The organism is Chitinilyticum aquatile DSM 21506 (genome assembly GCF_000430805.1).
Classification (GTDB): Bacteria; Pseudomonadota; Gammaproteobacteria; order Burkholderiales; family Chitinibacteraceae; genus Chitinilyticum; species Chitinilyticum aquatile.
Map to the genome: position 1 here is coordinate 23,189 of NZ_AUMS01000008.1, position 12,389 is coordinate 35,577.

The window sequence follows — 12,389 nt, forward strand, 5'->3', positions numbered from 1 at the left end:
ATTAGCCGGAATTACTTGTCTTTGACTTCGGTGAATTCGGCGTCGACCACGTTGCCGTCGTCCTTTTTCTTGCCGTCATCGTGGCAATCGCCAGCGCAGTCGCCATTGCCGCAACCGTGCTCGCCGCCAGCGGCGCCGGCCTGGGCATACATGGCTTCGGCAACCTTGTGGCTGGCTTCGGTCAAGGCAGCAGTCTTGGCTTCGATGGCGTCCTTGTCGTCGCCCTTCACCACGTCTTCCAGATCCTTGATCGCAGCTTCGATCTTGGTCTTTTCAGCGGCGTCGACCTTGTCGCCGGCGTCAGTCAGCATCTTCTTCACCGAGTGAATCATGCCTTCGGCCTGATTCTTGGCAGTAACCAGTTCATGCAGCTTCTTGTCCTCTTCCGCATTCAGCTCGGCATCGCGCACCATGGCTTCGATTTCGGCTTCGGACAGACCGGAAGATGCCTGGATGGTGATCTTGGCTTCCTTGCCGGACGCCTTGTCCTTGGCACCCACGTGCAGAATGCCGTTGGCATCAATGTCGAAGGTTACTTCAATCTGCGGCACGCCGCGCGGTGCTGGCGGAATGTCGCCCAGATTGAACTGGCCGAGGCTCTTGTTGGCCGAGGCCTTTTCGCGCTCGCCCTGCAGCACGTGAATGGTTACAGCGCTCTGGTTGTCGTCAGCGGTCGAGAAGGTTTGCGATGCCTTGGTCGGAATCGTGGTGTTCTTCTGGATCAGCTTGGTCATCACGCCACCCAGGGTTTCGATGCCGAGGGAAAGCGGGGTTACGTCGAGCAGCAGCACGTCCTTGCGGTCGCCACCGAGCACGGCGCCCTGGATTGCCGCACCAACGGCCACGGCTTCATCCGGGTTCACGTCACGACGCGGATCCTTGCCGAAGAATTCCTTCACCTTGTCCATGACCTTGGGCATGCGGGTCTGGCCACCGACCAGAATCACGTCATCGATGTCGGAGGCCTTCAGGCCGGCATCCTTCAGTGCCACGCTGCACGGAGCAATGGAGCGCTCGATCAGGTCTTCGACCAGCGATTCGAACTTGGCGCGGGTGATCTTCAGCACCAGGTGCTTCGGACCGGTAGCGTCCATGGTGATGTACGGCAGGTTGATTTCGGTCTGCGCGCTGGAGGACAGTTCGATCTTGGCCTTTTCAGCGGCTTCCTTCAGGCGTTGCAGCGCCATCACATCCTGCTTCAGGTTGATGCCCTGTTCTTTCTGGAATTCGCCGATGATGTAATCGATGATGCGCTGATCGAAGTCCTCACCGCCGAGGAAGGTGTCGCCATTGGTGGCCAGCACTTCGAATTGCTTGTCGCCATCGACGTCGGCGATTTCGATGATGGAAATATCGAAAGTACCACCACCAAGGTCATACACGGCGATCTTGCGGTCGCCCTTTTCCATCTTGTCCATGCCGAATGCCAGCGCAGCGGCAGTCGGCTCGTTGATGATGCGCTTGACTTCCAGACCGGCGATGCGACCGGCGTCCTTGGTCGCCTGGCGCTGGCTGTCGTTGAAGTAGGCCGGAACAGTGATGACGGCTTCGGTTACTTCTTCGCCAAGATAATCCTCGGCGGTTTTCTTCATCTTGCGCAGCACTTCGGCGGAAATTTGCGGCGGAGCGAGCTTCTTGTCGCGCACCGAAACCCAGGCGTCGCCATTGTCGGCCTTGGTAATCGCAAAAGGCATCAGGTCGATATCCTTTTGCACTTCCTTGTCTTCGAAACGACGACCGATCAGGCGCTTGACCGCATACAGGGTGTTCTTCGGGTTGGTCACTGCCTGACGCTTGGCGGGCGCGCCAACCAGAATTTCGCCGTCTTCCTGATAGGCGATGATGGAAGGCGTGGTACGCGCACCTTCGGCGTTTTCAATAACCTTGGGCTGACCGTTTTCAATGACGGCAACACAGCTGTTGGTTGTACCCAGGTCGATACCGATGATCTTGGCCATGATGTTCTACCTCAAAAAATCTGATGACAAATTACAGGATTGACCGTATTGGCCAATCGCTTCAATTAACCTTGTTCTGGAAATGGGGATGACAGGCAGCTATTCAAGTGCCGGCATCGCGCACTGCTATTTGGCTGCAGCAACCACAACCATTGCCGGGCGCAGCACGCGGCCGGCCAGCGAATAGCCTTTCTGCATCACGGTCACAACCGTATTGGCTTCCTGATCCGCAGGAACGGCAGAAATGGCCTGGTGCAGATTCGGGTCGAGCTTGTCGCCCACCGCCGGGGCAATATCGACGAGCTCGAATTTCTCGAACGCGGAAACCAGCGCCTTGTGGGTGAGATCAACGCCCATTTTCATCGCATCGAAATTGCCGCTGTTATCAAGCAGCGCCATTTCCATCGCATCTTTCACCGCCAGCAATTCGCGGGCGAATTTTTCGACGGCAAACTTGCGCGCCTTGTCGATTTCTTCCAGACCGCGACGGCGGATGTTTTCACCCTCCGCGCGAGCATACATCACGTCCTGCTTGGCCTTTTCAAGTTCAGCCAGCGCATTGCTGAGCTGCTCGTCCAGGGTAGGAGTCGTCGCGGATTCGCCAGCAACAGCCTCAAGATCCGGGGCTTGTGCGGTCGATGCATTCAGTTCTTCGTTAGTCATGCTGTCCTCCAAATCGGGTCAGGACAGCACATGGGGATAACCCTGCCCATTTCAAGGGGATTGATGATGCTTTTTCCATCACCCGCAGCAATCATCGTCATCAGAATATTGTTGTTGCAGCGCAATATTTTTCTGCTTCAATGGATGGGTAACTCACTGATTCCACGGGAGACCGCCATGACGAACGCCGCACAACGCATTGCCCAACTGCAGCAGGACTGGAGCACCAACCCGCGCTGGCAAGGCATCCAGCGCCCCTATTCCGCTGCAGATGTCGAGCGCCTGCGCGGCACCGTGCTGATCGAACACACGCTGGCCCGACGCGGCGCCGACAAGCTGTGGGCACTGATGCACGAGCAGCCCTATGTGCATGCGCTGGGCGCGCTGACCGGCAATATGGCCATGCAGCAGGTCAAGGCAGGGCTCAAGGCCATCTATCTGTCCGGCTGGCAGGTCGCCGCCGACGCCAATATCGCCGGTGAAATGTATCCCGACCAGTCGCTCTATCCGGCCAATTCGGTGCCGCAGGTTGTGCGCCGCATCAACAACACCTTTGCCCGCGCCGATCAGATCCACCACGCCGAGGGTGACGACAGCATCGACTGGTATGCGCCCATCGTGGCCGACGCCGAAGCTGGTTTTGGCGGCGTTCTCAATGCCTTCGAGCTGATGAAGGCCATGATCGAAGCCGGCGCCGCCGGCGTGCACTTCGAGGACCAGCTCGCCAGTGTGAAGAAGTGCGGGCACATGGGCGGCAAGGTACTGGTTCCGACCCGCGAAGCGGTCGAAAAACTCGTGGCAGCCCGGCTGGCCGCCGATGTGATGGGCGTGCCGACGATTCTGGTGGCACGCACCGATGCCGAAGCGGCCGACCTGCTGACCAGTGACGTCGACGACAATGACAAACCCTTCTGTACCGGCGAGCGCACACCGGAAGGCTTTTATCGCACGATGCCAGGCCTGCAGCAGGCGATCAGCCGCGGGCTGGCTTATGCGCCCTATGCCGATCTGGTGTGGTGTGAAACCGGCAAGCCCGATCTGGACTACGCCCGCAAGTTCGCCGAGGCCATCCACGCGAAATTCCCCGGCAAGATGCTCGCCTACAACTGCTCGCCGTCGTTCAACTGGAAAAAGAACCTGGACGACGCAACGATTGCCAAATTCCAGCGCGAGCTGGGCGCGATGGGTTACAAGTTCCAGTTCATCACGCTGGCCGGTTTCCATGCGCTGAACTACGGCATGTTCAATCTGGCTCACGGCTATGCACGCGAGGGCATGCCGGCCTTTGTCGAATTGCAGCAGGCCGAATTCGCCGCCGCTGACCGTGGCTTTACTGCGGTGAAACACCAGCGCGAGGTCGGCACGGGCTACTTCGACCAGGTCACGCAGGTCATCCAGCAGGGCCAGAGCTCGACGACCGCGCTGACCGGCTCGACCGAGGAAGCGCAGTTCCACTGAACACCGCAGCAGATCGCACCATAACGCCTGCCGGAAATACCGGCAGGCGTATCCATGTCAAAGCCTTATAGGGAAAAGCACAATGAACAATACCCCTGTTGGTGTAAAGGCGCCATTGGCAGCCAACGCGCAGCAGGCCGCCATCCTATCGCAGGATGCGCTGTATTTTCTGGGCCAGTTGCACCGCAAATTCGAACCCCAGCGCCAAGCCCTGCTGGCTGCGCGAGCCAAGCGCCAGGCAGCCCTGAACGCCGGCGAATCGCCGGACTTTCTGCCGGAAACGGCTGACATCCGAGCTGGAAAGTGGACCATTGCTCCGCTGCCGGCCGACCTGCTTGACCGTCGCGTGGAAATCACGGGGCCGGTCGAGCGCAAGATGATGATCAATGCGCTCAATTCCGGCGCCAGATCGTTCATGGCTGACTTTGAGGATTCAAACACACCGACCTGGCAGAACCAGATCGAAGGCCAGCAGAATGTGATCGACGCCTATCGCAGAACACTTGCCTATACCAGCCCGGAAGGCAAGGAATACACGCTCAACGAAAGCACTGCCACGCTAGTACTGCGGCCACGCGGCTGGCATCTCGATGAAAAACACGTCACTGTCGACGGTGAAATCATGTCCGGCAGCCTGTTCGACTTCGGCCTTGTCGCGTTCCACAATCTGAAATACCAGCTGGAACAGGGCTCATCCTGCTATTTCTATCTGCCCAAGATGGAATCACATCTTGAAGCGCGCCTGTGGAACGATGTGCTCACCTTTACCGAATCCTATCTGGGTGCTCCTCATGGCGTGATGAAGGCCACGGTCCTGATTGAAACCATTCTTGCCGCCTTCGAGATGGACGAAATTCTCTACGAATTGCGCGACCATTCGGCGGGCCTGAATGCCGGCCGCTGGGATTACATCTTCAGCTGCATCAAGAAATTCCGCTCGCGCGAAGGCTTCTGCCTCGCCGAGCGCAGCCGCATCACGATGACCACTCCCTTCATGCGGGCATACTCGCTGCTGCTGCTGCAAACCTGCCACAAGCGCAATGCGCCTGCCATCGGCGGCATGAGCGCCTACATTCCGGTAAAAAGCGACCCCGTCGCCAACGAAAAGGCACTTGCGCAAGTCAGGAGCGACAAGGAGCGCGATGCGGGCGATGGCTATGACGGCGGCTGGGTGGCGCACCCGGGGCTCGTGCCCGTAGCCATGGCGGCCTGGGATACAGTGCTGGGCGACGCGCCCAACCAGATTGCCAGGCAGCGCAGCGATGTCGCGGTCACCGCCGCCAATCTGCTCGATTTCCAGCCTGAAGCGCCGATCACCGAGGCAGGCTTGCGCAACAACATCTCGGTCGGCGTGCAATACCTGGCCTCCTGGCTTACCGGGCAGGGATGCGTGCCCATCCACAACCTGATGGAAGACGCTGCCACGGCCGAAATCAGCCGCTCGCAAATCTGGCAATGGCTGCGCAGCGACAAGGGCGTACTCGATGATGGCCGCAAGATTGACCGTGCCTTATTCCACACTCTGCTGCCGGATGAAGTAGGCAAAATCCGGGCCGCAGGCAAATATGCCGCTACCCTGGACGAATCGGCCAGACTGTTCGACCAGCTCACCACCAGCGAAGAATTCGTCGAATTCCTGACACTTCCTGGCTATGCACGGCTGGCGTAATGGCGGCGCCACAATACCCCCCCCATAAACCGGGAGGCATTCTTTGACAAAGGATGGCTGGCAATACCCAGCCATCCGTTTCTTATGCCAGCAGCGCAGCGCCCACAAGCAACACTCTCTGTAAGGATTTGGAAGGATTCTGGCCGCCAGCAGGCCAGCCCGCTAGAATGAACGGACAACACACATAAACCTCGCGCTCCCCCCCATGAAACTGATCACCTCTCCCAACAGTCCTTACGGTCGCAAGGTCCGCATCGTTCTGGCCGAAAAGCGCATCGATTGCGAGCTGCTCCTCACCGACGTAAACCAGCCCGACAATCTTGCGCTGGCGCATAATCCACTTGGCAAGGTACCGGTCTTGCTACTGGATGATGGCAAACCGGTGTTTGATTCCAGCGTCATTGTCGAATACCTCGACCATGTATCGCCGGTCAGCCGCCTGCTGCCGGCCAGCCCCCGCCAGATGGTCAGTGCCAAGCGGCGCGAAGCACTGGCGGATGGAATCATCGATGCCACTGTAGCCATCATGCTGGAGCGTCGCCGCCCGCAGCCGCAGCAATCGGAAGATTGGATTGCCAAGCAGCGCGGCAAGATCGAACGCGGCATCATCGCGGTCGCGGAAGACCTCGGCGACAAGAAATACCTGCTCGATGACAGCTATTCACTCGCCGATATTGCCACCGGCGTCATGCTCGCCTACCTGAGCTTCCGGGTGCCGGAACTTGACTGGGCCAGCCAGCACCCCGCCCTGGCTCATTATCTGGAGCGGCTGGAAGAGCGCCCCTCATTCAGCGAAACACGTCCGCAAGCAGCCTGAGCGCATGGTCAGCGGCGATAGCCGGCATCAAAAACAAAGCCCTTGCATACCAAGGGCTTTGTTCTGTCAAATTGGCAGATACCGGACAGGATGATCAATGGCATTTCACGTCCGCTTCGCCGGGGACAGGCAAAAAAAAACCGCCGCGTAAAGACGCGGCGGAAATTACCACTGGAGATACACGAAGCATCAGCTTGCGAATCACATTCTGCGCGGATTGCGTGTAAGCGTCCTTGACCCCGCTCAACAAAGCAGGCATCGCACGGAAGACGACGAAACTTGGGCTCCTGCCGGAGAGATGCGCAGTCACAACAGCGGCCGGACGCGGAAACAGGCCACGATCTGGAGCGGGTGATGATGCATGTTCGCAAACAGGGGGGCGGATGGGAGACAGAAGGGAAAGAGAGGGGTGGCGAGCCCGACCCCCGGCACTGGCATCAAAAGCTGTGGCTGCTTCCTTCCGGACCTGACCAGGTTCACCTTCTAGCCATGCGGGGAGACCCGCCATGGAGCCGCTGCCATGAAGGCAACGTCACTTGAGGGCTGGACTATAGCACAGCTCGGCAGCAGAACGCGAGATCAACATGTTTGCCAGCGCTGGCGCAAACCGGACACATCGGCGCACTCAGTCAGCAATACATAAAGCTGGGCTAGGCAGGCTTCCACCCCCAGCCAGCCCCCCGAAATCACCCCGAGCCCGGCCAGCAAACTGCCCGCCTGGTATTGCCCGACATGCACTTCGCCGCCAAGACACTGCGTACACGCCACAATCGGAATGTTTTGCTGCACCAGGCCGCGCAGCGCTGCCTGCAAGGCAGGCGAGTCGGGCAGGTTGCCGGAGCCATAGCATTCCAGCAGCAAGGCAGCCGGGGGCGTCGATGCAAGCGCGGCAGCCAGCCAATCGACCGAATGGCCGGGGTACAGACGAACCGCGAGTACCTCATGCCGGGTGCTGATACGACGAGGGCCAGACCAGACTGACTGTTCGACGGGCTGGTAGCGAGCAGCATTGGGTGCCACGAATGCGCGGTCTGCATCCGCATCCAGCTTGTGTACGAAGCGTCCGGGCAGCACATCGCCCCCGAAGGCCAGCCACACACCGCAGCGCTTCTGCTGCGCAGCCTGCAAGGCCAGACGAACGTTGGCACCGGCATCCGAATCTTCGCGGAACCAGGGGCGCTGCGAACCGGTCAGCACGACCGGCTTGCCAAGACCTTCCAGCAGAAAACTCAGCGCGGCGGCGGTGTATGCCATCGTGTCGGTACCATGCAGCACGACGGCCGCATCGCACTCCGGCAATGCAACGGCGAGTTCGTCGGCAATCGCGGCCCAGTCCGCGGGTCCCATGCAGGAGGAATCGAGCAATTGCGGCAGCGCAGTGAATGTCAGCTCGCATGTCACATCACTGGCCAGCACCTGCAGACGCTCAGCCATGCCCGCCGCGGCAGGATTCAGGCCCTCAGGTCCGGGGATGCAGCCGATGGTGCCACCGGTATACAAACAGAATATCCGCACGATTCAGCCTCCGCCGCGCGTGTGGCGCAGAAAAAGAAAAAGCCGGCATGAAAGCCGGCTAATCCATTAAAACACAACATCTGAATCAGTCACAGGTAAACGGGATCGAACCGATGACCTCTTGCATGCCATGCAAGCGCTCTCCCAACTGAGCTATACCCCCACGATTGTTGATGGCCAGCAGCAAACTAGGGCATTTGCTGCTTTTCCACTATAAAGTGGCGTCCCCACGGGGATTCGAACCCCGGTTATCGCCGTGAAAGGGCGGTGTCCTAGGCCTCTAGACGATGGGGACAAAACTGTGTTGCCAACAATCAAACGCAACGCAATCTGTCAAATCTGGTCTTGGTGGAGGTAAACGGGATCGAACCGATGACCTCTTGCATGCCATGCAAGCGCTCTCCCAACTGAGCTATACCCCCGACAAGAGCTGCGCATATTAGAGAGGCACGCCAGCCCTGTCAAGCCGTCAGGCAAATTATTTCATGCTGCGGCTTTAAATCGGTTTCCACCAGTCCGGGTCATAAACCACGTCGTCCGTCGCCGCGGTACTTTCCGGATAATTTTTGGCCAGCACGCGCTTCGCATCATCACGCAATACCGTCAGACCCAGCTTGTCATAGGACTGGATCATGATGCCGAGCGCCTTTTCGGTCTGCTTGGTGTTGCTGTAGTTGCGCAACAGCAGGTTGCCGCGATTGGCCGCCGCCAGATAGGCGCCACGCTTGTAATAATACGTCGCCACATGCAGCTCGTACGACGCCAGCACCCCGAGCAGATAGCGCATGCGGATGTCCGCATCGCTCGCATATTTGCTTTCCGGATAGCGGGTGACCAGTTCCTTGAAGGCAGCATACGAATCACGTGCACTCACCGGATCGCGCGTCGACATGTCCTGCGGGAACAGGGTCGACAGGAAGCCCTGCGAGTCATTGAAGCTCACCAGCCCCTTCAGATACAGCGCGTAATCCATGCTCGGATGCGCCGGGTTCTGCTTCATGAAACGGTCGATGGCTGCCAGCGCCAGCGCCGGCTCCTTGTCCTTGTAGTAGTTGAAGGCCATTTCCAGCTGGGCCTGCTGGGCATAGCGGCCATAGGGGAAACGGGCCTCGAGCTTTTCCAGCAACTTGTTGGAATCACTCCAGTTGTTGGCACTCTGCTCGGCCTTGGCCTCGTTGAAAATCTTGTCGGCTGTCCAGCCCTTGGTCTTGTCGTCGGGATCGACCTTGTCGGCGGTCGGCGTCGACGAGCAGGCACTGATCAGAACAACGGTCAGAGTGGACAGCAGGAAACGCGGTAGAATGGTTCTCATGATGCATCCTGATTTCGAACTCGACGATTATAGCGAGTTAGACGCCCGCCGTGTCCTTACCGTGCCTGCCGAATGTGCAGGCATGCGTCTGGATGCTGCACTGGCGCAACTCATTCCCGATTTTTCGCGCAGCCGGCTGGCCACCTGGATCAAGGATGGCCGCGTTCTGGTGGACGATATTGCCGTCACTGCGCCCAAGCACAAGCTCTGGGGCGATGAGACGCTCAGCGTCGATGCCCAGCCCGATCCGGACGAGATCGCCTTCCAGCCGGAAGACATCCCGCTCGACGTGCTGTACGCCGACGACTCCATCCTCATCATCAACAAGCCCGCCGGCCTCGTTGTTCATCCCGGCAGCGGCAACTGGTCGGGCACGCTGCTCAACGCCCTGCTGTTCCACTACCCCGAGCTGAAAAGCATTCCGCGTGCCGGCATCGTGCACCGCCTCGACAAGGACACCAGCGGCCTGATGGTCGTGGCGCGCACGCTCGCGGCGCAGAACAATCTGGTGCAGCAACTGCAGGCGCGCACCGTCAAGCGCCATTACCTTGCCATCGCGCAAGGCGATGTCAGCAAGGATGGCACCGTTGACGCACCGATCGGCCGCCACCCGCGCGACCGCGTCAAGATGGCCGTCGTCCACACCGGCAAGCCTGCCGTCACGCATTACCGCGTACTGGAGCACTTCACCGCCCACACGCTGGTCGAATGCCAGCTGGAAACCGGCCGCACCCACCAGATTCGCGTGCACATGGCACACATCGGCCACCCGCTGGCCGCGGACAGCGTCTACAACCTGAAGCAGGTTCGCACATCAATCGAAGTCGACATGGCGCTGGACGACTTCAACCGCCAGGCCCTGCACGCCAGAAAACTCGCCCTCGTCCATCCCGTCACCGGCAAGACCATGCAGTGGAAAGCGCCGATCCCGCAGGATTTCGAAAACCTGCTCGCCGCGCTGCGCTTCGACGCCCATCCAGACGACGAGGCGGATGACGACTGGGATGACGAAGACGACGATCATGATTGTGAAATCATCTATGTCCGTGACTGATCCGCAATTCATCATTCCCGACTGGCCGGCACCGGCCAATGTCCGTGCCCTGCAGACCACGCGAGTCGGCGGCGTCAGCCAGGCGCCGTATGCCAGCCTGAACCTGGGGATGCACGTTGGCGACGACCCGACCAGTGTCGCCGCCAATCGCGCCATGCTGGCCAGCCTCCTGCCTTCCGAGCCAGCCTGGCTGAATCAGGTGCACGGCACAGACATTGTTGATATTGCAGGTATGCAGACACAGCCCAATGCTGACGCAAGTTTCAGCCGCATCCCCGGCAATGTATGTGCAATCATGACCGCCGACTGCCTGCCGGCGCTGTTCTGCGACCGCACAGGTAGTGTTGTTGCCGGCGCGCACGCGGGCTGGCGCGGCCTGTGCAACGGCGTTCTTGAAGCAACGCTTGCCGCAATGCAGGTCGCGCCGGCCGAGATCATGGCCTGGCTCGGCCCGGCCATCGGCCCGGACGCGTTCGAAGTCGGCGGCGAAGTACGTGACGCCTTCATTGCCCATGACCCACAAGCCAGCGCCGCGTTCAAGCCCGGCGCAGCAGACGGCAAATGGCTGGCCGACATCTACCTGCTCGCCCGCCAGCGCCTGAATTCCGCCGGCGTAACCGCCATCTACGGCGGCGGCCTGTGCACGGTGAGCGACAGCGCGCGCTTCTTCTCCTACCGCCGCGAACAGATCACCGGCCGCATGGCGAGCCTGATCTGGCTGGAGTCATAAATCCCCTGACCCGATTTGCAGTCGCACGACTGCAAATCGCCTCCAGCACGCACATGCTACACAGTTGCATTTTGCGGTACACTCCGGTTTTGCCTGTCCCTACCCCTCCCTCACCATGTCAACTTTGAGCTGGATTGTGCTGGCGACCCTCGCCGGCAGTATCTTGAGTGTACTTTCTGCCGCGCTGCTGGCCTACACGGCGCGGCCGAGCTGGATTCCGAAGCTGGTGAGCTTTGCCGTCGGCGCGCTGCTGGCGGCGGCCTTTCTAGAAATCCTGCCGCATGCCTTTGGCGAGCACGATCACGCCCACACCACACCCGTAGCCGCACAGGACAGCAGTATCGCCAGCGCGCCGGCCGCTCTGGTCGAAACTGGCCATGACCATGAGCACGACCATGGCGAGGGGCACGATGCAGCAGACGATCACGACCATGATCACGCCACCGCGCACGCCGAGGTCCCTGCTCCAGCGGCAACAGAACACGCCGCTGCTGAAGAAGAACACCCCCGCCCTTCGCCGGCCGCGATCTCGATCACGCTGCTGGCCGGCATTCTGGCCTTCTTCATCCTTGAAAAACTGGTGATCTGGCGGCACTGCCACCATGAATCGTGCGAGGAACTCGAGCCGCACGAGCATTCGCACAGTCACGAGCACGGCCATTCGCATGGCAGTCATGCGCATGGTCACGGCCGCGCCGGGCTGATGATCATCATCGGCGACACCTTCCACAATTTCCTTGATGGCGCACTGATTGCCGCCGCCTTCATGACCGACACCTCGGTCGGCATCGCCACGGCGGCCGCCATCATCGCGCACGAAGTCCCGCAGGAAGTCGGCGATTTCATCGTGCTGCTGCATTCGGGCTACAGCAAGCTGCGCGCACTGCTGTTCAATCTGCTCTCGTCGCTGGCGGCGCTGCTGGGCGCACTGCTGGCCTACTGGTCGCTGCACACGGTCGAGCATCTGCAGCCCTATCTGCTGGCGCTGGGCGCGTCGAGCATGATCTATGTGGCGATTGCCGACCTGATTCCGGGCCTGCACAAGCGCCCGCACCTGAAAGACACAGCGCAGCAGGTGGCACTGATTCTGGCCGGCGTGGCGCTGATCAGCATCCCGCACCTGTTCTTCCCGCACTAGATACGTTGCACCCCATAGCTCTGCAGCCATTTAATCGAAATGGCTGCATGGCCATACGCTTTGACACCAACCCCA

Annotated in this window: 10 protein-coding genes, 3 tRNA genes and 1 other RNA gene; 6 read left to right on the forward strand and 8 right to left on the reverse strand. The window is 60.0% G+C overall.

Going from position 1 to position 12,389, the window contains the following annotated elements; genetic code table 11:
• Positions 1–11: 11 nt before the first annotated feature.
• Together dnaK and grpE are read right to left on the reverse strand one after the other, a co-directional pair.
• The gene (gene dnaK / locus H559_RS0106790; protein ID WP_028452083.1) at positions 12–1,958 is read right to left on the reverse strand and encodes a molecular chaperone DnaK; all 1,947 of its coding nucleotides are present in this window, start codon (positions 1,956–1,958) and stop codon (positions 12–14) included.
• A gap of 126 nt (positions 1,959–2,084) precedes the next feature.
• Positions 2,085–2,621, reverse strand: a complete 537-nt coding sequence (grpE, locus tag H559_RS0106795; protein ID WP_028452084.1) for a nucleotide exchange factor GrpE — start codon at positions 2,619–2,621, stop codon at positions 2,085–2,087.
• Positions 2,622–2,798: 177 nt separating this feature from the next.
• On the opposite strand from grpE, the gene aceA reads away from it, so the two are divergent.
• The 3 genes from aceA to H559_RS0106810 all read left to right on the forward strand — a co-directional run bounded on the left by aceA (position 2,799) and on the right by H559_RS0106810 (position 6,565).
• Positions 2,799–4,079 carry an isocitrate lyase gene (gene aceA / locus H559_RS0106800; RefSeq protein WP_028452085.1) on the forward strand — a complete coding sequence of 427 codons (1,281 nt, stop codon included), beginning with the start codon at positions 2,799–2,801 and terminating at the stop codon, positions 4,077–4,079.
• Between the two features lie 82 nt (positions 4,080–4,161).
• Entirely contained in the window at positions 4,162–5,748 is a 1,587-nt protein-coding gene (aceB, locus tag H559_RS0106805) for a malate synthase A (RefSeq protein WP_034640105.1), read from the forward strand.
• 205 nt (positions 5,749–5,953) lie between these two features.
• Complete coding sequence (locus tag H559_RS0106810) at positions 5,954–6,565, forward strand: glutathione S-transferase N-terminal domain-containing protein (protein WP_028452087.1); 612 nt, start codon at positions 5,954–5,956, stop codon at positions 6,563–6,565.
• 408 nt (positions 6,566–6,973) lie between these two features.
• On the opposite strand, the gene ffs is transcribed toward H559_RS0106810, so the two are convergent.
• The 6 genes from ffs to H559_RS0106835 form a co-directional block, all read right to left on the reverse strand.
• Positions 6,974–7,071, reverse strand: an RNA gene (ffs, locus tag H559_RS22155) — signal recognition particle sRNA small type.
• A 73-nt stretch (positions 7,072–7,144) separates the two neighbouring features.
• Positions 7,145–8,080, reverse strand: a complete 936-nt coding sequence (locus H559_RS19275; protein ID WP_162143302.1) for an asparaginase — start codon at positions 8,078–8,080, stop codon at positions 7,145–7,147.
• A 90-nt stretch (positions 8,081–8,170) separates the two neighbouring features.
• Positions 8,171–8,243: transfer RNA gene (locus H559_RS0106820), tRNA-Ala, on the reverse strand.
• Between the two features lie 56 nt (positions 8,244–8,299).
• Positions 8,300–8,375 (reverse strand) — tRNA-Glu (locus H559_RS0106825).
• A 51-nt stretch (positions 8,376–8,426) separates the two neighbouring features.
• Positions 8,427–8,502: transfer RNA gene (locus tag H559_RS0106830), tRNA-Ala, on the reverse strand.
• Positions 8,503–8,576: 74 nt separating this feature from the next.
• Entirely contained in the window at positions 8,577–9,392 is an 816-nt protein-coding gene (locus H559_RS0106835) for an outer membrane protein assembly factor BamD (protein WP_081412912.1), read from the reverse strand.
• Between H559_RS0106835 and rluD the strand changes: the two genes are divergently transcribed.
• The 3 genes from rluD to H559_RS0106850 all read left to right on the forward strand — a co-directional run bounded on the left by rluD (position 9,391) and on the right by H559_RS0106850 (position 12,314).
• On the forward strand, positions 9,391–10,446 hold the full coding sequence (rluD, locus tag H559_RS0106840; RefSeq protein WP_028452089.1) for a 23S rRNA pseudouridine(1911/1915/1917) synthase RluD: 1,056 nt from the start codon (positions 9,391–9,393) through the stop codon (positions 10,444–10,446). The genes H559_RS0106835 and rluD overlap by 2 nt on opposite strands.
• Positions 10,433–11,176 carry a peptidoglycan editing factor PgeF gene (gene pgeF / locus H559_RS0106845; RefSeq protein WP_028452090.1) on the forward strand — a complete coding sequence of 248 codons (744 nt, stop codon included), beginning with the start codon at positions 10,433–10,435 and terminating at the stop codon, positions 11,174–11,176. The genes rluD and pgeF overlap by 14 nt, the downstream gene beginning before the upstream one ends.
• Positions 11,177–11,291: 115 nt before the next feature.
• Positions 11,292–12,314, forward strand: a complete 1,023-nt coding sequence (locus tag H559_RS0106850; protein ID WP_028452091.1) for a ZIP family metal transporter — start codon at positions 11,292–11,294, stop codon at positions 12,312–12,314.
• The last annotated feature ends 75 nt before the right edge of the window (positions 12,315–12,389 follow it).

What these genes read in the sequence shown, in the direction of transcription:
- dnaK (WP_028452083.1), bottom strand. Translation starts at nt 1,958, where the DNA reads ATGGCCAAGATCATCGGTATCGACCTGGGTACAACCAACAGCTGTGTT.
- grpE (WP_028452084.1), bottom strand. Translation starts at nt 2,621, where the DNA reads ATGACTAACGAAGAACTGAATGCATCGACCGCACAAGCCCCGGATCTT.
- aceA (WP_028452085.1), top strand. Translation starts at nt 2,799, where the DNA reads ATGACGAACGCCGCACAACGCATTGCCCAACTGCAGCAGGACTGGAGC.
- aceB (WP_034640105.1), top strand. Translation starts at nt 4,162, where the DNA reads ATGAACAATACCCCTGTTGGTGTAAAGGCGCCATTGGCAGCCAACGCG.
- H559_RS0106810 (WP_028452087.1), top strand. Translation starts at nt 5,954, where the DNA reads ATGAAACTGATCACCTCTCCCAACAGTCCTTACGGTCGCAAGGTCCGC.
- rluD (WP_028452089.1), top strand. Translation starts at nt 9,391, where the DNA reads ATGATGCATCCTGATTTCGAACTCGACGATTATAGCGAGTTAGACGCC.
- H559_RS0106835 (WP_081412912.1), bottom strand. Translation starts at nt 9,392, where the DNA reads ATGAGAACCATTCTACCGCGTTTCCTGCTGTCCACTCTGACCGTTGTT.
- pgeF (WP_028452090.1), top strand. Translation starts at nt 10,433, where the DNA reads ATGTCCGTGACTGATCCGCAATTCATCATTCCCGACTGGCCGGCACCG.
- H559_RS0106850 (WP_028452091.1), top strand. Translation starts at nt 11,292, where the DNA reads ATGTCAACTTTGAGCTGGATTGTGCTGGCGACCCTCGCCGGCAGTATC.